This is a genomic window from Paenibacillus sp. P22 (assembly GCF_000469945.2).
Taxonomy (GTDB): domain Bacteria; phylum Bacillota; class Bacilli; order Paenibacillales; family Paenibacillaceae; genus Paenibacillus_O; species Paenibacillus_O humicus.
Window position 1 is genome coordinate 13,612 of sequence record NZ_CBRA020000029.1, and the last position, 23,007, is coordinate 36,618.

22 protein-coding genes are annotated in these 23,007 nt (G+C 57.3%); 4 read left to right on the plus strand and 18 right to left on the minus strand.

What is annotated here, in order from left to right; all coding sequences use genetic code 11:
- Positions 1–13 precede the first annotated feature (13 nt).
- From BN871_RS06370 to BN871_RS06415, 10 genes are all read right to left on the minus strand, one after another.
- Entirely contained in the window at positions 14–967 is a 954-nt protein-coding gene (locus tag BN871_RS06370; protein WP_021879421.1) for an ABC transporter permease, read from the minus strand.
- A 75-nt stretch (positions 968–1,042) separates the two neighbouring features.
- Positions 1,043–2,812, minus strand: a complete 1,770-nt coding sequence (locus tag BN871_RS06375) for an ABC transporter substrate-binding protein (protein ID WP_048745065.1) — start codon at positions 2,810–2,812, stop codon at positions 1,043–1,045.
- 203 nt (positions 2,813–3,015) lie between these two features.
- Positions 3,016–3,921: a helix-turn-helix transcriptional regulator gene (locus BN871_RS06380; RefSeq protein ID WP_048745066.1), complete on the minus strand. Its 906-nt coding sequence runs from the start codon at positions 3,919–3,921 to the stop codon at positions 3,016–3,018.
- Between the two features lie 93 nt (positions 3,922–4,014).
- A complete protein-coding gene (locus BN871_RS06385; protein WP_021879424.1) occupies positions 4,015–4,719 on the minus strand; it encodes an ABC transporter ATP-binding protein in 705 nt (234 codons plus the stop codon).
- On the minus strand, positions 4,716–5,501 hold the full coding sequence (locus BN871_RS06390) for an ABC transporter ATP-binding protein (RefSeq protein WP_021879425.1): 786 nt from the start codon (positions 5,499–5,501) through the stop codon (positions 4,716–4,718). Before BN871_RS06390 ends, BN871_RS06385 begins: the two co-directional genes overlap by 4 nt.
- Positions 5,502–5,525: 24 nt before the next feature.
- A complete protein-coding gene (locus BN871_RS06395) occupies positions 5,526–6,806 on the minus strand; it encodes a branched-chain amino acid ABC transporter permease (protein ID WP_048745086.1) in 1,281 nt (426 codons plus the stop codon).
- A gap of 9 nt (positions 6,807–6,815) precedes the next feature.
- On the minus strand, positions 6,816–7,799 hold the full coding sequence (locus BN871_RS06400) for a branched-chain amino acid ABC transporter permease (RefSeq protein ID WP_048745067.1): 984 nt from the start codon (positions 7,797–7,799) through the stop codon (positions 6,816–6,818).
- An 85-nt stretch (positions 7,800–7,884) separates the two neighbouring features.
- Positions 7,885–9,093, minus strand: coding sequence for a branched-chain amino acid ABC transporter substrate-binding protein (locus BN871_RS06405; RefSeq protein ID WP_048745068.1), 1,209 nt, complete (start codon positions 9,091–9,093; stop codon positions 7,885–7,887).
- Between the two features lie 354 nt (positions 9,094–9,447).
- Complete coding sequence (locus BN871_RS06410; protein ID WP_021879175.1) at positions 9,448–11,211, minus strand: alpha-glucosidase; 1,764 nt, start codon at positions 11,209–11,211, stop codon at positions 9,448–9,450.
- A 125-nt stretch (positions 11,212–11,336) separates the two neighbouring features.
- Positions 11,337–12,233 (minus strand): LysR family transcriptional regulator, encoded by an 897-nt coding sequence (locus BN871_RS06415; protein WP_021879176.1) that lies wholly within the window; start codon positions 12,231–12,233, stop codon positions 11,337–11,339.
- Between the two features lie 130 nt (positions 12,234–12,363).
- Between BN871_RS06415 and BN871_RS06420 the strand changes: the two genes are divergently transcribed.
- A complete protein-coding gene (locus BN871_RS06420) occupies positions 12,364–13,110 on the plus strand; it encodes an SDR family NAD(P)-dependent oxidoreductase (RefSeq protein ID WP_048745069.1) in 747 nt (248 codons plus the stop codon).
- A 129-nt stretch (positions 13,111–13,239) separates the two neighbouring features.
- Here the strand turns inward: BN871_RS06420 and BN871_RS06425 are convergent, their stop codons facing one another.
- The 3 genes from BN871_RS06425 to BN871_RS06435 all read right to left on the minus strand — a co-directional run bounded on the left by BN871_RS06425 (position 13,240) and on the right by BN871_RS06435 (position 15,435).
- Complete coding sequence (locus BN871_RS06425) at positions 13,240–13,695, minus strand: DinB family protein (RefSeq protein WP_021879178.1); 456 nt, start codon at positions 13,693–13,695, stop codon at positions 13,240–13,242.
- 256 nt (positions 13,696–13,951) lie between these two features.
- A complete protein-coding gene (locus BN871_RS06430; protein WP_232312861.1) occupies positions 13,952–14,755 on the minus strand; it encodes an RNA methyltransferase in 804 nt (267 codons plus the stop codon).
- Positions 14,752–15,435, minus strand: a complete 684-nt coding sequence (locus tag BN871_RS06435) for a TrkA family potassium uptake protein (protein ID WP_048745071.1) — start codon at positions 15,433–15,435, stop codon at positions 14,752–14,754. The genes BN871_RS06430 and BN871_RS06435 overlap by 4 nt, the downstream gene beginning before the upstream one ends.
- A 150-nt stretch (positions 15,436–15,585) precedes the next feature.
- On the opposite strand from BN871_RS06435, the gene sspI reads away from it, so the two are divergent.
- Positions 15,586–15,798, plus strand: a complete 213-nt coding sequence (sspI, locus tag BN871_RS06440; protein WP_021879181.1) for a small acid-soluble spore protein SspI — start codon at positions 15,586–15,588, stop codon at positions 15,796–15,798.
- A gap of 51 nt (positions 15,799–15,849) precedes the next feature.
- Here sspI and BN871_RS06445 read toward each other — a convergent pair whose 3' ends face one another.
- The 4 genes from BN871_RS06445 to BN871_RS06460 all read right to left on the minus strand — a co-directional run bounded on the left by BN871_RS06445 (position 15,850) and on the right by BN871_RS06460 (position 20,973).
- On the minus strand, positions 15,850–17,433 hold the full coding sequence (locus BN871_RS06445) for a peptide chain release factor 3 (protein WP_048745072.1): 1,584 nt from the start codon (positions 17,431–17,433) through the stop codon (positions 15,850–15,852).
- Positions 17,434–17,534: 101 nt separating this feature from the next.
- Positions 17,535–18,161 carry a cyclase family protein gene (locus tag BN871_RS06450; RefSeq protein ID WP_021879183.1) on the minus strand — a complete coding sequence of 209 codons (627 nt, stop codon included), beginning with the start codon at positions 18,159–18,161 and terminating at the stop codon, positions 17,535–17,537.
- Between the two features lie 289 nt (positions 18,162–18,450).
- Positions 18,451–20,007, minus strand: coding sequence for a glucose-6-phosphate dehydrogenase (gene zwf / locus BN871_RS06455; RefSeq protein WP_021879184.1), 1,557 nt, complete (start codon positions 20,005–20,007; stop codon positions 18,451–18,453).
- A 111-nt stretch (positions 20,008–20,118) separates the two neighbouring features.
- Positions 20,119–20,973 (minus strand): hypothetical protein, encoded by an 855-nt coding sequence (locus tag BN871_RS06460; protein ID WP_048745073.1) that lies wholly within the window; start codon positions 20,971–20,973, stop codon positions 20,119–20,121.
- Between BN871_RS06460 and BN871_RS27515 the strand changes: the two genes are divergently transcribed.
- Complete coding sequence (locus tag BN871_RS27515; protein WP_157060225.1) at positions 20,966–21,499, plus strand: hypothetical protein; 534 nt, start codon at positions 20,966–20,968, stop codon at positions 21,497–21,499. The genes BN871_RS06460 and BN871_RS27515 overlap by 8 nt on opposite strands.
- Positions 21,500–21,620: 121 nt before the next feature.
- Positions 21,621–22,325: a hypothetical protein gene (locus BN871_RS06470; RefSeq protein ID WP_157060226.1), complete on the plus strand. Its 705-nt coding sequence runs from the start codon at positions 21,621–21,623 to the stop codon at positions 22,323–22,325.
- Positions 22,326–22,329: 4 nt separating this feature from the next.
- Here the strand turns inward: BN871_RS06470 and BN871_RS06475 are convergent, their stop codons facing one another.
- Positions 22,330–22,983 carry a response regulator gene (locus tag BN871_RS06475; protein ID WP_373864551.1) on the minus strand — a complete coding sequence of 218 codons (654 nt, stop codon included), beginning with the start codon at positions 22,981–22,983 and terminating at the stop codon, positions 22,330–22,332.
- Between the last annotated feature and the right edge of the window lie 24 nt (positions 22,984–23,007).

A 23,007-nucleotide genomic window follows, 5' to 3' on the forward strand; every position in this document is an offset into this window, starting at 1 on the left:
GACAGCCTCCTTCCTAGAGTTTGACGCGCGGATCCGCCACGCGGTACAGAATGTCGGACAGCAGCGTGCCGATGACGGTCAGAACGGCCAGGAACATTGTGAAGCCCATGAGCAGCGGATAATCGCGCAAGCCGAACGACTTCATGTACAGCTGGCCGATGCCCGGCCAGTTGAAGATGCTCTCGATGATAAGCGAGCCTCCGAACAGAGCCGGCAGCTCAAAGCCGACGAGCGTAATCGCCGGCAGCAGGGCGTTGCGCAGCGCGTGGGTGAACAGCACCTTGCGCTCGGTCAGCCCTTTGGCCCGCGCCGTGCGGATATAGTCCTGCTTGAGGACATCGATCATATTGCTGCGGAAGTATCTCGTCAGAGAGCCGAGGCCGAGCAGCGTCATGACGGCGACCGGCAGCGTCATATGGCGGATGACTTCAAGAGCATAAGCCCAGCCGGTCGCATTGCTGCCTGTCGTCGTCATGCCTCCCGGTGGAAGCCAGTGGAGATCGACCGCGAAAATCTTGATCAGGAACAGGCCGATGAAGAAAGAAGGAATCGACATCGCTCCGAATATGACCAGCATGACGATCGTATCGAACCAGGAATACTGCTTGTACGCCGCGATGACGCCGATGACGACGGCGATGAACCAGGTGAGGAAGGTAGACACGACGGCGAGCAGGAATGAATTCCAGATGTACTCGTTGAAAATCGTCAGCACCGGCTTCTGCTGCGCGAGCGAGTAGCCGAAGTCGCCGTGCAGGGCGTTGCCCATCCAGGTGAGGTACCGTTCCATCAGCGGCTTGCTGAGGCCGTAAATCTCGCGCAGCTCTGCCTTCCGCTCCGGCGTCAGCTTGATGTTCCCGCTGATGAAGTCGCCCGGCGTCAAGGCATACAGCGAGAAGATCAGGAAGGAGGCTGCCAGCAGGATCAGAATCATATAGCTCAGGCGGCGGATCAAATATGTGCTCATATCGGCTCCTTAACAGGTCATCCCCTGCCGCGCTCAGCCCGGCAGGGGATGGATTCTTTTATCGCAGCGAAACGATTACTGGACGTCCTTGAGCGACCATTGCGGCAGGCTCGCCGCCAGGCCGTAGAACGGGCTCACAGCCAGATTCTCGATCCTGGCGTTGTACGCGTACACGCTCTTCTTGTAGCTTGTGAAGATGACCGGAAGCTCGTCGTTCAGCAGCTGGTAGATTTCCTTGTAGATCGCTTTGCGCTGCTCGATGTCGGTCGTCTCCAGACCTTTTTTGTACAGCTCGGTGAATTTCGGGTTGCTGTAGCCTTTGACCTCTCCATCCACGAACTGCATCAGGCCGTCCGAAGGATCCGTAAGCATCGGAGTCGAGAAGGAGACGAGATCGTAATCCCCGCCTTCCACCTTGGAGACGAGAGAGTTGAAGTCGGCAAAGATTTCCGGCTGGAATTCCACGCCCAGCGCCTGATAGTTCTCTTTGGCTACGGCGATGAAGATATCCGTGTTCTTGCTCTTGGAGCCGAGATAGTGGATCGTCAGCTTCTTGCCGTCCTTCTCGCGGATGCCGCCAGCGCCTTCTTTCCAGCCGGCTTCGTCCAGCAGCGACTTCGCTTTGTCCAGGTCGTACTTGTACGGGTTGATGCCTTCTTCCGTGTACGCCCACGAGATCGGGGACGAAGGAATGTTGGCGATGCTGCCCGCTCCCTGCGCCGCATCCACGTAGATGCTTTGACGGTCGAGGCCGTAGGTCAGCGCCTGGCGCACCTTTTTGTCCTTGAGCGCTTCATGCTCCAGGTTCACCTGCAGGTAACCGTATGTGCTCGGCGTATACGGAACGATATTCACGAATCCGAGAGACTTCAGCTTGTCGATGTTTTCCTGGGTGGCGCTGAAGGAGGCGTAGTCGACCTCTCCGGTCTCCAGGTACTGCCAAGTGTCGCCTTCGGATGTTTTGTAGATGAAATTCGGCGTTTTCGGCTTGTCGCCATAATAGTTCTCGTTGGCTGCGAAGCGCACTTCCTGCCCAGGCGTGAACTTGACCAGCTTATAAGGCCCGGTGCCGACCGGAGTGGTGCTCAGCGACTTCATGTATCCCGTGTCGCCTTGTTTGTAGTCCTTGCCGTAGTACGCCTTGGACAGCACATCGCCGCCGAGCGTCGTCAGCGCGGCTGCATTGGCCTTCTCCAGCGTCACGCTGATCGTCTGCGGATCCGCGATCTTGATGCCTTCGATGGAAGCGGCCTTGCCTTCTTTATAAGCGTCGGAGCCTTTGATGCCGAGAGTGTTCACCTGCGAGTCGCCGTCATAGGACTTGTCGTTCAGAATCGTCCAGGTGAAGGCGACATCCTCGGCCGTAAGCGGCGAGCCGTCGCTGAACTTCAGTCCCTGGCGCAGATGGAACGTGTACGTCCGTCCATCCTCGGAGGCTTCCCATTTCTCGGCCAGACCCGGGATCGGCTCCGCCTTGTCGTTCACGAGAACGAGCGGGGTGTACAGAAGGGAGGATACGTTGCCGTCATAACCGCTTTGCTGGAAGTAAGGCGTAAAGGCGCCGCTCGGATCCGTCAGGCCGACGATGATCGTGTCGGTGCGCTGCTTGGCTGCCGCCGGAAGCTTGGATAGGTCGGCTGCCTGGATCGCTCCCGCAGCTCCGTCCGTCGAGGCGCCGCCTGCATTGTCCGCGCCTGCGTTCACGGCTGTGTTCGTGGATCCCGTTGCTCCGCCCGAATTGGCGGCGCTGTTTCCGTTGCCGCTGTTGTCCGAGCATGCGGACAGCAGCAGCGTTCCTGCCAGCAAGATGGAAATGGATGCAGAGACTGTCGTTCTTTTTTTCATAAGACCCTCCCGCTCAATCGAATAGTAGTGTATAATTCCGATTGATTAAGTATGAATTACTGAATTATCCCCATTATAGGAGCCTTGTTCGGTTCTGTAAAGAGAGAACTTTAAATATTTTCTCCTTACAAAGAATCTACGAGGCCACAAAAAGAACCATTCCAGTCGATCGTGACATCGAATCTAAAATGGTTGGGTTCGGCTCAGCCTTCGATATAGGCTTTCAAAGCCGCCTGCATCCTCTCCAGAGTCCCTTGCCGCAGGCTGTACACGGTCAGCGTCTCCCCTTCGAAATGGGCGTGGATGAGCCCGGCGCTCCGCAGCTTGCCGACATGGTCATGCGTAATCCCCTTGGACAGCTGCAGATGTCTGACGATCTCGATGAAGCTGCGCGGTCCTCCATGCAGGTAACGGAGAATTTTGAGCCGGCTCTTCTCGCCGAGGGTTCGGATGACGCGGAAATCATGGGCGGAGAGGAAGTCCTCCTCGCTCATATCGATTCTGGCGGAATAGTAGCAGATCGTAAGCCGGCGGAAATGGCTGATGATATTGACCGGCTGGAAATGCATCTGGGGGATAAGCACCAGATCCTCCAGTCCCGGCACCGTCTCGAACACGAGACCGTTGGTCGTCTCATCGACGAAAGCCTTCTCCTCCGACCGGGGCAGGACCGCGTTCCGCTCCTTCTCTACTTGCCTCAGCCTTTCCAGGACCGCCGGATCGGCCGAGTGGAAATATTGCTCCTGCCAGCGGGAGAAGACGGAAGCCGTCAGCTCCCTGAACGCCGCCATATCCTCCGGGAACTGGCTGCTGTAGGGCGCCATCATTTCGTACATGTCTCCTGCGCTCAGCCCGCGGAGCCAAGCGACGAAGCCCGCGGCGTCATCCGCGGGACACAGGTGGATCAGCAAAAAGGTGAACTTCCAGTTGGCGTCGATCGCCAGCTCGTCCAGCAGCGCGGCAAAATCCGGCGTGAGCCGATCTCTGACCTCCGCCGCCCATGAGGACGGAAGATCGAGCTTTTTATGGGACTTGCGGCATATATAAGCGTGCAGACTGCTCATCGCTTCATGCAGCGGCTTGAACATGATGTGGACTTGATAGGTCATAATGGCACGCCCTTTTTGCGCTATCCTTAAAGATACCAGTTTGGGCGTATTCTACACGAAAAACCGTTTGTTCTGCAAGCCAAAAATCAAGCCTCAGGCCAAGTAGCTTTCTTTGACCTGCTCATCGGCGATGAGCGAGGACGCCTTGCCCTGCATCGTAATTTCCCCGGTCTGGATGACATAGCCCCGATCCGCGATTTGCAGCGCGTGGTAGGCGTTCTGCTCCACGAGCAAAATCGTCATGCCGGACGCGTTGAGCTCCTGGATGATTTCGAAAATCTGATCGACAAGCACAGGCGCCAGCCCCATCGACGGCTCGTCGAGCAGCAGGATATCCGGCTTCATCATCAGTCCGCGGGCGATCGCCAGCATCTGCTGCTCCCCTCCGCTCATCGTGCCGCCCGCCTGCCGGTATCTTTCCTTGAGCCTGGGGAAATAAGCGAATGCCTGCTCGATTCTTTCCTTGACGAGAGCTTTGTCCTTGACGGAAAAAGCCCCCACCTCCAGATTCTCCTTGACCGTAAGCTTTGGAAAAATCCTTCTGCCTTCCGGGACGTGGGCGATGCCGGAGGCCGCGATCTGATGGGGCAGCCAGGAGGAGATCGCCTCCCCTTTGAAGCGGATTTCTCCCGAGGTTTTGACCTGTCCGCATATCGACTTGAGCGTGGTGGACTTGCCGGCTCCGTTGGATCCGATCAAGGTGACGATCTCGCCTTCGCCGACGGTCAGCGATATTCCCTTCAGCGCTTCGATTCCTCCGTAATAAGCCTGCACCCGGTTCAGCTCCAGCAAGCTCATGCCATCACCCCCTCTTCCACGGCGTTTTTGCCCAAATAGGCTTCAATGACCTTCGGATTGTTGCGGATGGCGGCCGGGCCTCCTTCCGCGATCTTCTCCCCATGATCGAGCACGAGGATATGCTCGGCCAGCTGCATGACCAGCTTCATGTCGTGCTCGATCAGGATGATCGTCAGCTCGAGCTCCCGCTGCATCCTGCGGATCAGCGCAGTCAGCTCGGCCGTCTCGCGCGGATTCATCCCCGCCGCCGGCTCGTCCAGCAGCAGCACCTTCGGCTGGACGGCAAGAGCCCGGGCGACCTCCAGCTTCCTTTGCGCGCCGTAGGGCAAGCTGGACGCCTCCTCGTTGAAGTGCCTTTCAAGGCCTACATACTGGAGCAGCCGGTAAGCCTCCCGCCTCGCTTCCTGCTCCTCGTGGCGCACTTTGCCCCATCCAAGAATAGTGCCGGGCGTCCCCGACTTGAGATGGATATGCATGCCGACCATGACGTTTTCCAGGACGCTCATGCTTCCGAACAGACGGATGTTCTGGAACGTCCGCGCGATGCCGAGCTTTGCGATCACATGCGGCTTGACCCGTACCAAGGATTTCCCGTCCAGCTCGATGCGGCCCCCGTCCGGAACATAGATGCCGGTGATCAGATTGAAAAAGGTCGTTTTCCCTGCCCCGTTTGGACCGATGACCGCAGATATTTCTCCACTGGGGAAGCTGTAATCAACTCCATGGACGGCAACGAGGCCGCCGAAGCGCTTTTTGAGACTTGCAACCGTCAGTATCGCCATGAGGCACCTCCCCTATCGAACTCTTCATTTGCGGATGGCCGTCCTGCCGGCAGGCGCCGGATAGACGCCGCTTCCCGCGACGGATTCCAGACTGACTTTGCGGTTGCGCGCCCGGATCAGGCCGTTCGGCCGGAATATCGCGAACAGGATCAGGATCAGCCCGAAAATCAGCCGCTGCATTTTGGAAGGAGACAACGCCGTAGGGATCCCGATGTAGCCGTTGTTGGATAGGGCGTTCAGCGCGCTCGTCAGTTCGGTCAGCACCTGCAGATTCAGGATCGTAACGAGGCTCGCTCCCAATATCACCCCCGGCACGCTGCCCATTCCGCCCAGCACGACCATGACGAGAATGGTCGTGGATTCCACGAGCGTGAAGCTCGTCGGATCGATGAAGGTCTGCTTGGCTGCGAATACGACGCCCATCATGCCGGAGAAGGACGCTCCGATCGCGAAGGCGGTCAGCTTGGTCCGAATCAAAGGGATGCCCATCGACTGCGCGGCGATCTCGTTCTCGCGGACCGCCTTCCACGATCGACCGAGCCGGGAATGCTCCAACCTGCGCACCGCGAAGATGACAACGGCAAGAATCCCGATCACGATAAAGTAAAATTGATGGGGAAACGTGAACTTGAAGCCGAACAAATCCGGCGGCTGGATGGAGGAGAGGCCCATGGCGCCGTTGGTGATATTGATCGGCTTCTCCATATTGTTGAAGATGATCCGGATGATTTCCCCGAATCCAAGCGTGACGATGGCCAGATAGTCGCCTTTGACGCGAAGCACGGGCAGACCGAGCAGAATGCCGAAGATGCCGGCCATGAAGCCGCCCAGCAGGATGAAGATCCAGAAGCTGCCGCCCGGGAGCGGGAACAGGCTGCCGGGAATGAAATTGTTCGCCTGCGCTGTGGCGAAGATGCCGTACGTGTACGCTCCGACCGCGAAAAAGGCGACGAAGCCCATATCCAGAAGGCCGGCAAAGCCGACGACGATGTTGAGGCCGAGCGCCATGGCGACATAAATGCCGCATTGAGCCGCGACTTCCATATAAGCCTCGTGCGACGATCCCCCGGAGGCCGCGAAGGGAATGACCAGCAGCAGCAGGATGCCGGCAGACGCCCACTTGATGCCGTTTGAAAAGCCGGTGTAATACAGCAGCAGCAGCGAGCCGAGCAGCAGCAGGAAGGCGAGGACGGACTTGTCCATCAGATAGACGGCACCGGATGTCACGACGACAAAAGCGGCCAGAAGCCCGGCCTGCAGGGACTTGCTGCCGGCAAGCCTCTCGCGGGTTGAATTGATTTCCATATCCGCCACCTACACTTTCTCTTTGACGGCTCTGCCGAACAAGCCCTCGGGTTTGAAGATCAGGACGATGATGAGAATGGAGAAGGCGAAGACGTCCTTGTATTCGGCTCCGAAGCTGCCGCCGGTCAGCGTCCCGAGGTTCGAGGAGGCGAACATCTCCAGAATGCCGATGACGAAGCCGCCGAACATCGCGCCGCGGATGTTGCCGATACCTCCCAGAACGGCTGCCGTGAACGCTTTCATGCCGAGAATGAAGCCGATATAGGGATCGATTGTTCCGTACTGCTGGGCGAACAGCACGCCGGTAGCTCCGCCGAGCGCAGAGCCGATGAAGAACGTCAGGACGATGACCTTGTTCACATTGATCGACATGAGGGATGCCGTCTCGCGGTCTTGGGCAACGGCTCTCATCGCAACTCCCCATTTGCTCCGGTTGACGAACCGGTCCAGGGCGACCATGAGCAGCAGGGCCGCGCCGAGAATAATGAGGGTGTTGGTTTTGACGGTCGCATCGCCGAATAGGCTGCTGATGGAGGAGGCGGGCAGGCTCATCCGCTCCCCGTAAAGGGAGCTGCTGCTCACGATATAATTGCCTGTCCGCAGCTCTGCGATGAAGCGGACGACGTCCTGGAGAACGAAGGAGACGCCGAAAGCGGCAATGAGAGAGATCAGCTTCGGAGCCTTGCGCAGCGGGCGGTAAGCCACCCGCTCGATGCCCACCCCGAGCGCGCCGGTGAACATCATCGCGATCAGCATGATGAGCAGATAGAACAGCCACGGCGGCAGGCTGGCGGCGAGTCCCGTTCCTTGGGCAGCGAGCAGCACAGCCGTGCCGACGAAAGCGCCCGTCATGAAAATTTCTCCGTGCGCAAAATTGATCAGCTCAAGAATTCCATATACCATCGTGTAGCCCAGCGCTACAACCGCGTAAATGGCTCCTAGCGCCAAGCCGTCGATCAGCACCTGGGGAAGCGTATGCAGGATGTCGTTCATCTTATGGGCTCCTCTCCGATTCAAAAAGCAGGCGCGGAACGGTTCCATGCGGGAATCGCGCACGCCTGCACGGCTTGTCCGGCTGCTACTGGCTGACTTCCGAAATCATGCTGCCCGGATAGGAAGCTCCTTCGAATTTGTAGATGAACACCTTGGCATACTTATTGTCGCCTTTGTCGTCGAAGCTCACTTTGGTCGCTACGCCTTCAAAGTCCTTCGTCGCCCGCACCGCATCCCGGATCTTCTCGCGGGCAGGCAGCTTGCCCCCGTTGTCCTCGATGCTCTTCTTGACGGCGGCAAGCATGACCGACATCGAATCATAGGCATAAACCGAGTAGCCTTCCGGTCCTTTGCTGAATTTCGCCTGGTAGCTGTCCGCCCACTCTTTGTTGGACTTCGTTATGTCCCCTGCGACGGAGCTGTACAAGGTGCCGGCGACATCCGGTCCGGCGATGTCCGCCATGCCGGAGGAATCCAGCGCGTCGCCGCCCATGAGCGGGGCCGTGATCCCTTTGTCCTTCGCCTGTTTCACAAGCAGGGCGCCTTCGGCGTACATTCCTCCGAAGAAGATGAGATCCGGCTTCTTGCTCTGGACGGTCGTCAGCACGCCGTTGAAATCCTTCTCACCGACCGTTATGCCCTCATACCCGACGATGGATGCTCCCGCTTCCTTGGCCGCATCCCGGAAAGCTTCGGCCAGTCCCTGGCCGTAAGCCGTCTTGTCCTGAATGACGAAGATGTTTTTGGCATTCAGCGTCTTCACCGCGTATTGGGCTCCGGCAGGGCCCTGGAAGTCGTCGCGCGCGACGACGCGGTTGGCCACCTTGAGCTTGCGGTCGGTGAACTCCGTCGCCGTGCTGGCGGGCGAGATCATCGGCAGATTGTATTTTTCATAGACGACAGAGGAGGGAATGGAAACGCCGGAATTCAGATGGCCGATGACGCCCACGACGGCCTGGTCGGCGCCGATCTGCTCGGCGTTGGCGACACCCTTTTTGGCATCGCTCTGGTCGTCATACGGGACCAGCTCAAGCGTAAAGCCCAGCTTGGAGAACTCGTCCTTGTGGTCGTCGAGCGACAGCTGGGCTCCGAGCTTGATCGCCTCTCCCTGAATCGAGCTTCCGCCCGACAGCGGAGACTGCGAAGCGATCTTGATGACCTGTCCGCCGCTTTTGGCCCCGCTCTCTTGATTCGATGACGAATTGCCGTTTCCGGAGCCGCATCCGGCTGCCAATGCCATCACCAGAACAATCGCGGCAAGCCCTTTTCCTTTTCCAATCCCCTTTGATTTCATTCATTGCCCTCCCGTTTCGTGTAATATTACTTGACGCATATGTGACGAACGCAAGGTTAGTATACCTACGAAAATGACGTTCAGCAATCCGGTGTAACCTATCCTTTTACAGTTTGTAAAAATATAATTCCCATAAATAGGGAACGGGATATTAACAGGAAGAGTTATCCCTCTCATTTATGGAATGAAATTTCAAATTATTATTGAAACGAAGATTATTTATATCATTAATCCGATTTTGCCAACAAATTCTGCTGGGCCATGGAATGGTTTCAACGCAAATAAAGACCCTCGCCGTCTTCCGACTCAATCGGGGACGATGAAGGTCTTTCGTTGTCGAAGGCTGTTTAGGAACTAAACCGTTTCGGTGATGGACGATTGGCCATCCGCTGCAGCAGGAGGCTTCATTCCGGCTGCAAAGCCTGCGCTCCCCTGCACGCCGACCAGCTTGTACACTCTGGACTCGTAAGGTTTCAGCGCGATTTCGGCGATATTCTCTTCGGCATCCGTCAGGTAATTGGCAAGCAGCAGCTCGGAAGGGCGGAAGGCATATTCCTCAGGAAGCTGTGCGGTCGCCTCGACAGGGAACAGATTGCAGAGAACGAGCAGCTTCTCGTCTCCATAGGTTCTCGTATAGGCGTATATTTGCGGATGGTCGGCCAGAATCAGGTCGTAAGTCCCGTATACGGCGGCGAGATTTTCCGCACGCAGCCGAATCAGGCGCTTGTAATGATGGTAGATGGAATCCGGATCCTCCATCGCCTGCTCGACGTTGATCTCCGAATAATTCGGATTGACCTTGAGCCATGGCGTTCCGTCCGTGAAGCCGCCGTTCTCTTCCCGGCTCCACTGCATCGGCGTGCGGGAGTTGTCGCGTCCGGTTTTCCAGATGATCCGCATGATTTCGTCATGGCTCATGCCGTTTTCCGTTTCGAACCGGTACAGGTTCTTGATGGCTACGTCATTGTAATCATCGATGGAAGGGAACTGGACATTCGTCATGCCGATCTCCTGGCCCTGATAGATGAACGGCGTTCCCTGCATCAGGAAATACATCGTCGCCAGAGACTTGGACGATTCCTTCCAATAGACGCTGTCGTCGCCCCAGGTGGATACGGAACGCGGCTGGTCGTGGTTTTCCAGGAACAAAGCGTTCCATCCCATTCCTTCCAGCCCTTTTTGCCAGCGGGTAAGCGTGGACTTCAGCTGCGCCAGATCGATGCCTCCGGCAACGCTTTTGTTCCATAGGCCCAGATGCTCGAATTGAAAAATCATGTTGAAAGCGCCGTTGTCCTCGCCCACCCATACCTCGGCATCCTGAACCTTGACGCCGTTGGCTTCGCCGACGGTGACGATATCGTATTTCGCGAACGTCTCTTGCTTCAGCTCTTTCAGAAACTCATGGATTCCCTCGCGGTTCATGTGCCCGTCGAAGGAAGGGACATACTTCAGATTGTCGGGATTCGGCATATCCGTAAGTCCCGGAATCTTCTTGATATGCGAGATGGCGTCCACACGGAAGCCGTCGATGCCCTTGTCCAGCCACCAGTTGACCATTCCGTACAGCTCTTTGCGGACCTCGGGATTTTCCCAGTTCAAATCCGGCTGGCGGCGGGAGAAGATATGCATGAAATATTGTCCGCTCTTCTCGTCGAATTCCCATGCCGGGCCGCTGAAGATGCTCTCCCAGTTGTTCGGCTCGCTGCCGTCTGCCGCAGGATCACGCCAAATGTAGTAGTCCCGCTTCGGATTCTCCTTGCCGGAGCGCGACTCGATAAACCATGGATGCTCGTCGGAGGTGTGGTTGATGACCAGGTCGAGAATAAGCTTCATCCCTCTGGCATGCACTTCTTCCAGCAGGAGATCGAAATCCTCCATCGTGCCGAACTCGGCCATGATATCCTGATAGTCGGAAATATCGTAGCCGTTGTCGTCATTCGGGGATTTGAAGACGGGGCAGATCCAAATGATGCCGATGCCCAGCCCCTTGAGATAATCGAGCTTGGAGATGATGCCTTGCAGATCTCCAATTCCGTCTCCGTTGCTGTCCATGAAGGAACGCGGGTAAATCTGATAGGCCACGGCTTCTTTCCACCATTGAATGGATGCGGTTTGCATGGTGCTTGTCTCCTCTTATATAGACCGGAATTTTCTTTGTACAAACGTTTGCATAAAAGCAATTATAGCATAATTCAAAGGAGTGGAAAAAGCCTCATTTTCATGATTGACGCCGGTCGCGCCGCCTATTCCTGCATGCGCTTCTTCAGCAGTCTGCGAAGCCTTCCCGCCAGCAGGCGGACCGCTTGGGACGGCTTGCGGTCGCGCGGCCTGACCAGCCATAGGCTTAGATCCGAGTCCGTCTGGATCGACAGCGGCACCGCGATGATATCCGAACCGGCTTCTTCCTGGATGCCGCGGAAGGAGTAATCCGTCCCGAGGGTGGCGGCCATATTCCTTCGCACGGCCAGCAGGAGCGCATCGCGGTTGTTTGTGCGGAACAGCACCTTGGCCGCCGGTCCCAATGCGGCAATGATCGCTTCAAGATGTTTGTCCGGATAGATGACCAGGGGCAGCTGCTCCAAATCCTTCATGGTTACGGAAGCACGCGACACCAGGGGATGCTCCCTGCCGACTCCAAGCGCCATCTGGCCGTCGGCGATTTTCTCCAGCCTTATATCCGGGTATTTCGCATCGGCTTCGGACACGATGAGGCCGATATCCGCCTTGCCTTGACGAATATCCTCAATGACCTCCTGAGTGCCCTTTTCCCCGATCTCCAGCTCCAGCGAAGGAATATCCTCTCTAAGCTCAAGCAAAGCATGGACGAGCAGCCAGGTAGGAGCCGGGACAGTGGAAATGCGCACTTTCGCATTGACCAGCTTTTGGCATCTCCCCGCCTCGGCAAGCAGCTCTTCCGCCTCGCCCAGAATCCGCTCCGCCAGTCTGACGATCCGGCGCCCTTCCTCCGTTATGGCGGCTCCCGTGCGCGAGTGCACGAACAGCTGCACGCCCAGCTCCTGCTCCAGCCTCGTAATGGCGCGGCTGATGGCGGCTGCGCTGAGATGAAGCTGAGCGGCAGCCTCCGACACCGTTCCCGTTCTCGCAACTTCAGTTATCATTTCCAGCTGATCGAAATTCATGTTGAAACCCCTTCGTTAACCCCATGTTAAGGCAGCTTGACCAATAGGAAGTATACGCTTTCCGGAGACAGAGATACAATGGAGCAGAAATGGAACGGCATCGATTCAGAACAAACAGGAGGCTGTTATCATGTCCAAACGCACAGCGGTTATTACAGGCGGAGCCAGCGGCATCGGCAGGGCGGCCGCGCTCAAATTCGCATCCAAGGGTGATCAGGTCATCGTGGCGGACTTCAACGAAGCCGGCGGCAGCGAAACGGTCGAGCTCATCCGCGACGGCGGCGGCGAAGCGGCTTTTGTCCAGGTCGATGTTTCCTCTCAGGAAAGCGTGAAAAATCTGGTGGAAACAGCTGTCGTCACTTACGGCAGCCTGGAAGTCATGTTCAACAACGCCGGCATCGGCGGCGCAGGTCCGGTTTTGGAGCAGAACATGGACCTTTATCATAAAACGATTGCCGTCAACCAGCACGGCGTCGCCTACGGCATCATCGAGGCCGGCCGCAAGATGAAGGAGCTGGGCGTCAAAGGCGCCATCATCAATACGGCATCCGTATTCGGCTTCCTCGCTTCCCCCGGAACCTTCGCCTACCACGCCACGAAAGGCGCGGTCATCATGATGAGCAAATCGGCCGCTCTCGAGCTTGCCCCGCACGGAATCCGCGTCATCGCCGTCGCTCCCGGAGCCGTCGACACGCCGATTATCCAAGGCTACAAAAGATCCGGCCTGCTCGACAGCATGAAAGCCAAGGTCATGGGAGGCGAGCTGACCAAGCCGGAGAGCGTCGCAAGCTCGGTGTACCTGCTGTCGCTTGAGGAAGCTGACGCCATCAATGGCAGTGTCGTCATGGTCGATCAAGGATACGCATCGTTCAAATAAACGCATAAGCGTTAAAAGGTCAGAAAAGCCCGCATTCCGGCAATCGCCAGTTTGCGGGCTTTCCTTTTCGCGTGCACCAGCTGCTGGAGTACAGCGTTGTCATCGCTTGCCTATTATTGTTCCGCTCTGTTAAAGCTTCGCGAACAGGATGTAATCGACTGGGACAGGCTCTGCCGATTCGATTCGAAGTGCCCGGTTGATCTGTCCCCGATGATATTGCCCGTGCAGGAGAACCTGCAGCAGGATGTCCCGGACGGATGCCCGGTATGAAACCCCGCTCTGGTTCGCATAGTCGATCACCCCGTCCAACTCGGATTCCTTAAGCTCATCGATATAGACGCGGTATTGCACGGCGTTTTCTTGGAACATCGTCCGAATGGCCGACAGGTTTTCCTCAACCTCCCACAACGTATAGTGCGCGATGCCCTTGCCTTGCAGCCGGGACAGCCAGACTTGTTCCGCGACCGCGATGTGCCGAACCAGCTTCAGAAGGTCCTTGTTGTTCGTCCCGCTCTCCTCGAGCGCGTCCAGGATTCGTCCGTCCGCCCAGTACAGATGGTCCATCATGCTCTTAATCGTCTTCATTCGGGTTCCCCCTCGTCTTTGATTCCTTGAATGGCGTAGGTTTCAAGCGTCCCATATTTGAATTTATTTGAATTTATTTGACTAATGAGAACTCTGTCCATTCATTCGAGTCATAGAAGATGAAAAAAGTCCTGATAAATCAAGAGATTCTTGATCATCAGGACTGACAAAAGGTGCCCGGCTCGCCTTGCAAATCGACATTATGACAAGCCCCAAGCTGGTGTCAAACGAATTGCAGCTTGCACACCAACGATGGCTACTTGCCGGCTGCATGCTCCCGCTGGCGCAGCGCCTCATACAGCACCACGGTCGCCGCCATCGCGACGTTGAGCGATTCGCTTCGGCCCTTCATCGGGATAATGATGCCGAGATCAAGCTGGTTCAACGTCTGCGGGGACAGGCCTTCGGCTTCATTGCCGAAGAGCAGCCATACCGGCCCGGTGAAGTCGCATTCATAACAGCTTCTTGCCGCCTGCAGGCTCGTTCCGGCCAGCAGCATGCCCCGCTCCCGAGCCTTCGGCAGCGCCTCGGCGAGATCCATCTCCAGCACCGGAAGATGGAACAGGCTGCCCATCGTCGAGCGGACGGTCTTGGGGTTGTAGAGATCGACGCAGCCGCGGCCGAGAATGACGGCATCGGCTCCGGCCGCATCCGCGCTGCGAATGATTGTGCCCGCATTGCCGGGATCGCGGACGGCATCGAGCACGACGACAAGCGCGTCCGGCTTGTGCAGCGCCGCTTCGTCGTGGGACGGCTTGTCGACGACGGCGAACACCGGCGGCGGCGAATCCGTTCCGGTGCATTTGGCCATGACCGCTGCCGAAGCAGGGACAAGCTCCGCCGGCGAATCGCGAAGCAGGGGCTCCAGCTCGGCAGGCATGCCTCGCCCGGCATCGTATACGATCGTGCCGACAGAGGCTCCGCATAGAAGCGCTTCTTTGACCATATGGACGCCTTCAGCCAGGAATTGGCCGCTGCGCTTGCGGCCCTTGGCATCCAGCAAGGCCGTCCATGCTTTTACGCGGGAATTGGAGGTTGAGGTCAACGGTTCGCTAATCACTTCCGGTTCAATTCCTCCTCGACGGAATAAGCGACCTCGAGGCCGGTCAGATCGCGGTTCGCTCCGACGACGACAAGCACTTCATCCGCTTCGATGACATGATCCGGCATCGGGGATATATCCAGCTTTCCATGCGTTTTGATGGCCATGACGTTGCAGCGATGCCTGGCCCGTATATCCAGCTGCTTGAGCGTGCGCCCGACCATGGCTGGGGGAGCCTGGATCTCGATGATGCCGTAATCCGGGGACAGCTCGATGAAGTCCAGCACATTGGGCGAGATGAGGTGATGCGCCACGCGCAGGCCCATGTCCCTCTCCGGGAAGACGACACGGTCCGCTCCGATTTTGCTGAGCACTTTGCCGTGCAGCTCGTTTTGGGCTTTGACAATCAAATAGGGGACTCCCAGATCCTTCAGAATCAGCGTGGTCAGAATGCTGGCCTGAATGTCCTCTCCGATGGCGACGACGACGACGTCGAAGTTGCGGACGCCGAGTGCGCGCAGAGCTTCTTCATCCGTCGTGTCCGCCGTGACCGCATGGGTGACGACGGGAGAGATCTCCTGGATCCGCTGCTCGTCGCTGTCGATGGCAAGCACTTCGAATCCCATCTCGGACAGGGACTGGGCTACGCTGGAGCCGAAACGGCCCATGCCGATCACGGTATATTGTTTTTTGCGCATGAATAGTTCTCCGCCTTTCTTAAGGGCTGCATACCGTTCAGTATACCATATCCAGCTCCTTTCTTTCCCTCATGCGGACCGCATTCTTTACATGAACGAATCCGATGGGGGCATGCTATGGAGGAAATGACTCAAGGGGGAAATGCGTCCATGAATGAGTTCGACCTTCGCCAAGCCATCGCCCAGATTGTCAAGGACAAGTCGGAGAATGAGCTCGGCGATATCATCCGTGAATCCATCGACGGCGACGAAAAAGCTCTTCCCGGTCTCGGCGTCTTGTTCGAGATGATCTGGAAAGACAGCGGCGGCCAGGAACAGCAGCAATTGATCGGCAAGCTGTACGGGCATCTCCATTCATCGTAAAGGAACAGCCCCTGCCGCATTTTCGCGGCAGGGGCTGTTTTCATTCCGTGGTTATGGAGCCGTCTCCAGAAATTTGGAGGTCGGATTCTTGTCGACAGCGGTGCGCATCGCATACTCGTTCTCGAACAAGGCGACGTAATTGTCCTTTTTGTCCTTGACGAGCGTCGAGTTGATCCGGAACTTGGTCGGATCGATCTTGTCGTCCACGATCCAGCGCGCGAACTGGAAAGGCATCCTTTGGAGGATGACGTCCACCCCGTATTCAGCCTTCATCCGATATTCGAAAACCTCGAACTGCAGCTGGCCGACGACGCCTAGAATCGTATCCTCGAAGCCGCTGGCGGACTGGAACACCTGGATAGTGCCTTCCTCCGTCAGCTGGTCGATTCCTTTTTCGTATTGCTTTTTCTTCAAGGCGTTCTTGATCGAGACCTTGGCGAAAATTTCCGGCGAGAACGTCGGCAGCTCGTCGAACACGATCGAGCTGCCCTGCGAGAGAGAATCGCCGATGCGGAAAATCCCCGGATCGAACAGCCCGATAATATCTCCCGGATAGGCCGCTTCGACGATGTCCCGGTCCTGCGCGAGGAACTGCTGCGGCTGGGCCAGCTTGATGTCCTTCCCGATCCGCACATGCTTGACGCTCATGCCGCGCTCGAACCGCCCGGAGCAAATGCGCAGAAAAGCGATGCGGTCTCGGTGGGCCGGGTTCATATTCGCTTGGATCTTGAACACGTATCCGGAGAACTTCTCGCTCGTCGGCTCGACCGGGCCTTCCGTGCTGTTCCGGGGCTCGGGCTTAGGAGCGAGCTGCAGGAAGTTTTCGAGGAAGGTCTGCACGCCGAAGTTGTTGACGGCGCTGCCGAAGAACACCGGAGTCAGCTCGCCAGCGCGTACCTTCTCGAAGTCGAACTGGTCGCCGGCTACATCCAGCAGCTCCAGATCCTGCTCGAGCTGATCGGCGAGATAATCGCCTGCCATCTCCCGAATGACGGGGTCCTTGTAATCTCCGACCTTGCGCACCTCGATGGTGGAATGGTCATTGCCCTGGAACAGCTCGACCTGATTCTTCATCCGGTCGTAGACGCCGCACAGCTCCCGTCCCATGCCGATCGGCCAGTTCATCGGAACGGAACGGATGCCGAGCACCCGCTCCAGCTCCTCCATCAGATCGAACGGGCTTTGGCCCTCGCGGTCCAGCTTGTTGATGAACGTGAAGATCGGGATGCCGCGTCTTCGGCAAACCTGGAACAGCTTGATCGTCTGGGCTTCGACGCCTTTGGCCACGTCGATCAGCATGACGGCGCTGTCGGCCGCGGTCAGCGTCCGATACGTATCCTCGCTGAAGTCCTGGTGACCAGGCGTATCCAGGATATTGACGCGGTGTCCCTTATAGTCGAACTGCATGACGGAAGAGGTTACCGAGATTCCACGCTGCTTCTCGATCTCCATCCAGTCGGAGGTGGCGTGCTTGTTGGCTTTGCGGGCTTTGACCGAGCCGGCCTCGCGGATGGCGCCGCCGAACAGCAGCAGCTTTTCCGTCAGCGTCGTTTTCCCCGCATCCGGGTGAGAAATGATGGCGAATGTACGCCGTTTGTCTACTTCTTGCTTGATTTCGTCGAGCAGTTTAGTCATGGTATTCCCCTTATATCGCGCTTTATTATTCATGAATCAGGCTAGCGGGCCGCATATCCATTCGCTGCCTGCAGGATCAAATCGGTTGCATGCTGTCGCTCCTACGGCCTGCCGATGAGGATCGCCCGGGCCGGCGACGCCTCGACTCCGCTCAGCTTGAGCGGGGCTACGACCATGAAGTAGGTTCCGGCCGACACATCCGCCAGCCTCAGTCCCTCCACGATAACGATATTATTGCGGAAGAGCGGGCGATGGGTCGGATAGTCAGGCTGCGAACGCTCGATTCCGAGACCGTCCGTACCGATGCCGCGAACCCCTACTTCAATTAAATACCGTGCGCCGTCTTCGCGCAAGTAAATAAAATCATCCTCGAACCGGCTGCTGAACGAATTGGCCGTCTTGAAAAGGACCCAATCGCCTCGCACAAGCCCAAGAGGCTCCAAGTCCGCCCTCGTAATGGAATCGGATACATGGGTAAGATCGACGACGCGGGCCGTTCCCGCCAGCTCTTCCAGCCCGATTGTCTCGATTCCCGCTCCATCCTCGAGCATATGCATCGGCGCATCCACATGCGTGCCGGTATGCAGATTCATCCGCAGCTCCGATTCATACACGCCTCCCTGGGCGAATGGCGCAATATTGCGGATCTCCGGCTTTTTGGCCTCGAGATTGGCCCATACCGCCATATCTGAATGAATGGGCATGGAAATATCGTAGATTTTGAACATGCTTCATTCCGTCCTCTCGTCAAATAACGCTTCAATCCTGTCCGTAGCCGGACAGGATTGATGTTGAAGCTTATAGGTCCCATACTTAGTTAATTTTCCAGGCGGTTAAGTCGACGCTCGAGTGGCGCATGCATCGGCACGCCCTCAAGAGGCGGAAGCTTGATCGCAATCCTCCTCGGAGAGAAGCAGATTTGATCGAGTCCGCCTCTGAGAGAAGCAAGCATTGATCGCATTCCCCTCTGAGAGAAGCAAGCATTGATTGCATCCGCCTCTCTGGCAGACCGCCCCCTTACTGCGCTCCGCCGCTGATCCAGATGACGTTGTCCTCCGCTTGGCCGTTGACCGGCCACCAGAAGAAGCCTTCTTTGTGAAGGAGCTCATCCGTAGCTTCCGGTCCCCAGGATCCCGCTGGATAGGAAAGCAGATCCTCTCCGGATTCTCTCCAGGCAGCCGCTATGCGGTCCACGAACGTCCACGCTGCCGCAACCTCGTCCCAGCGGGTGAAGTACGTCGAATCTCCGCGCGCCGCATCGTAGATCAGCAGCTCATAAGCTTCCGGCGTGTTGATGCCGACCTGGCAGCTTTGGCAGAACTCCATGGCGACAGGCTGAACCTCGTTGTCCGCTCCCGGCTTCTTGGCGTTGATCTTCAGGTAGATGCCCTCCGTCGGATTGACGCGGATGACGAGCAGGTTCGGACCCAGCTTATGCCGCTTGGCGAACAGGACGTTGTCCGGAACGTTTTTGAACTCGATGACGATCTCGGTCGTCTTGACCGGCAGCCGCTTGCCCGTGCGGATGAAGAACGGAACTCCGGCCCAGCGGAAGTTGTCCACAAGCACTTTGGCGGCAAAATACGTCTCCGTCTTGGATTCCGGATTCACGCTGTCTTCCTGGCGGTAGCCCGGAAGCTCCTTGCCTTTGGATTGGCCGGAGGAGTACTGCGCCCGCACGACATTATCGCGGACTTCCTCGCTTGACGCATATTGGCGAAGGGAGCGCAGAACCTTGACCTTCTCGTCGCGGAGACTTTCCGGATGCAGCCGTCCCGGGGGCTCCATGGCAATCATCGTAATCATCTGCAGAATATGGTTCTGCCCCATATCCCGAAGCGCGCCGGAATTGTCGTAATAACCGCCCCGCTCCTCTACGCCGACCGTTTCGGACAGCGTAATCTGGACGTTGGCGATATGATCCTTGTTCCAGAGCGGTTCGAACAGCTGGTTGGCAAAACGCAGAACCTGGATGTTCTGGACCATTTCCTTGCCGAGGTAGTGATCGATCCGGTAGACCTCTTCTTCCTTGAACACTTGGCTGATCTGTCCGTTCAGCTCGCGGGCCGATTCCAAATCATAGCCGAACGGCTTCTCGATGACGAGCTTGTGCCATCCCTTGGATTCCAGCAGGCCTCCGTCGCGAAGGTTGAACGACACCGGACCGAACAGCTCCGGAGCGAGAGCAAGATAGAAAAGCCGGTTGCCTTCGATGCCGAACTTCTCGTCGAGCTCCGAGGAGAGCTGGTTCAGCTCCCGGAAGCCGTCGACGTTATGGATATCGAGCGGCTTGTAGACGAAGTGGTCGGCAAACTTCTGCCATACCTCGACATCGGTCGGCTTGTACCGGCAAAACTCCATGATGGACTCGTATACGTCCTGGCGGAACTGCTCATTGTCCCGCGGACGGCGGGCGAGTCCGACAACCGCGAAATTCTCTGCCAGCTTGCCTTCTTTATATAAGGAGAACAGCGCCGGGAACAGCTTCCTCCGCGCCAGATCGCCCGTGGCTCCGAACAGATAATAGACCGCGCCTTCAGCGGCCGATGATTCCTGTTTGCTAGAGTAGTTCATGTTCCCTCATTCTTTCGTCATAAATTTTGGATGCATCAGCTTGATATGGTATGTAGTGTATCATAACGTTGCGGGAATCGCCATTCATGGCGGCCAATCTTCATGGGGCCTTCACGTTCCCTCTGCCCCGCTCTCCGAGAGGTCTCCCGTAATGAGCGGAATGCCGACCGTGATCTCCGCCGCGAAGTCCGCATCGCCTCCGCCATGCTCCGCCAGCTGGATATTGGCGGACCGGCTCCCTTCCTTGCCTTCTCCAAGCCGCATGGCTCCTGCAACTGCAGTGGAGCTGTACGTCCGGACAATCGTTCGGGAATCCTTATACTCATCCAGAACGACTCCTGCCGCCTTTTGCGCGATGCGGCCAGCGGCGCCGACCCGAATAGCCTTGCCGTAAAGCTTGATGCTCATCATCCGCTTGCCGCCCGTGCCCGTCTCGGTCAGAGCGGCATTGACCTCGATCATTTCATTCAAGATAGCTTGAAGCTCCGCTGCAGGCGGAGCGTGGTAGGTCATGACGGCTTGCCGCGCCGCATCCCTGTTCTTCTGAACCGTGCCGAGCAGCTGCATTTTAAGCGTGCCGTTCGCAGTGGTACGCACCGCTTCCCATAGGATGCCCCCGCTGGTTTTGTTTTCATCCTTCCCGCCGGCAAGGTCTTTCGCGTCAGCGGTCATGCCTAGCGCTTCCGCGGTCTTGGCCGCTTGATCCGACGTCACTCCTTCCACGCTCCAGCGCAAATGCCAGGAGGCCGCCCTGGAGCCGCCTCCCAGCTCGCCGTCGGCCCAGTTCCACAGCTTCTCCATATCCTCGCCGGTTGCGGAAGACATCTGAACGTCCGGCTTTTTCGATGCCGGCACGCTCCAGCCGATGGAGCCTTTGCCCCCGGCTGTATAAATTGTAACGAGAACGGCCAGCGCAAGGAAGGCCAGCATAACGCCTGCGCTTTGTTTGGATCGCGGATTGCTCATCATAGTCCCTCCATTCCCTTGGCCCGTTGACTGGGTATTTGACCATACGCATCAGCCCGTAGGTGAATATAATGCATCATTCCATCCATCAAGGAAAACCAGAAAGGATGAACAACAGAAAATGGAACCTATTCGGCCCTTGCACGAAGAACATGTCCAGCGTTTCTGCGGAATGCCGGTGTGCGCCATTCTCAAGGACGGTACACGCCATATGGGTATTCTCACCGCTTGCCATGGCGGGCGGATTTATCTGAACGGCGGCGAAGAGCATCATAAGCGCCAGCAGCAAGGAATCGGGATTTTAGGGAAGCCGGCAAAGGGCAAAGCGAAAAAATCCAAAGCATCCAAACCCGTGCAGGAGCAAGTTATGGAGCAGGAAGCCCATACTCAGGCTTATCCATACGGCCCCGGAGCAGGTCCTTACGGCCCTGGGTTCTATGGCGGCAGAGGTCCATATGGATACGGGTACGGCGCTGCGGTCGGCGTTGACCTCGCTTTCCTCGCCTTTCTGCTGCTGCTGATCTGACCATCCGTCGATAGTTGAACAGCCCGCCGACGTTTCCGGGACAGGAAGCTTCGGCAGGCTGTTTCTCTATGCACCTTATAGGGGTAATGGATTTCAATTCCAGCCTGAGGGAGGCTTCCTGATGATAGGTCCTTTGCGTCGAATGAACCGCATCTTCCATGTGGAAAAAGTAGCGCCGACCGTCCCCGTTGCCCCAGCCGCTCGAGAGCGGGTAGATTCCGGCCTGCCCGACTATGGCATGGATGGCATGACAACCCGGTTCGTCTCCGACTTTCGCCTGACTGCATCCTGGCTCCAGGCTGCGAGCCGGCTGCGTCCGCTTATCCAGGACATGCGCCGCCGGCGCCAGCAGCTGCTGAGCGACGGAACGGCAGGTATTGATCTCTCGGGACTGGCCGATACCGTATACGAGCTCGCAGAACGATGGAACGATCTGGAGCTGCTTTATTTCCGCTGCAGACCTGGCCTCAATCCTTCCATCGAGACCGACCTGCGCTCCATGCGATCCCATCCTGCCGCACGTCAAGCCGGATTGGACATGAACAGGCAAGGGGAATGGAGGGTCAACCCCGTCGCCCTCAACCAGCAGCTTGAGAACCGCCCCGATGCGGTGCTTCGAGCCTTGTTCTCGTCGGAAGGACTGCTTCCTTACGCCGATCAGCTGCTCGCCTCATTCGAAGCGCAGCCTGCGGCATCCCTTATCGATCATGCCCATCTGCCTTCGGCGGGAACCTATAACGAGGACGGGGTTCTCGATGATATGATTCATCGTCAGGTGTCTTCATTCAGCTGCTTTGGCTTGAATCTCTTCCGTGCTTCGCGCTGAATTCTCAATCCACGGCCAAATCATGCTTGTGCGCATATATAGCCGCCTGCGTGCGGTCCTCTACGCCGAGCTTGTTGAGCACATTGGTCACATGGAATTTGACCGTCTTGATGCTGATGAACAGCTTGTCGGCAATATCCTGGTTGGACAAGCCCTGCGCGACCAGCATGAGCACGTCCATTTCCCGCTCGGTAAGATCTTCATGAGGCGGTTTCTGGACCGGCTGCTTGGGTTGACGGAGCCTGCTCATCATTTTGGCTGCCACCTGGGATTCCAGCACGGATTGTCCTCTTGCCGCAGCGCGAATCGCTTCGGCGATTTCGCTTGCCCGGGAAGTTTTGAGCAGGTAGCTGAACGCTCCCGCTTCAATGACGGGGTACATCTTGCTGTCATCGAGATAGCTTGTAAGCACGATGACCTTGCATTCCGGCATGATCTCCATCAGCCTCCGGGTCGTTTCGACTCCGTCCATTTCTTCCATGACCAGATCCATCAGCACGACATCCGGGGCATAGGCGGTAGCCAGCCTGATTCCTTCGGCACCGTTGCCGGCCTCTCCCACAACCTCGATGCCTTCCTCCGTATCGAGAACCGCTGCAAGACCGATCCGAACCATCTCATGGTCGTCTACAAGCAGCACCTTGATGGGCCTTGCCATTCCGCTGTCGCGCTCCATTCGTTC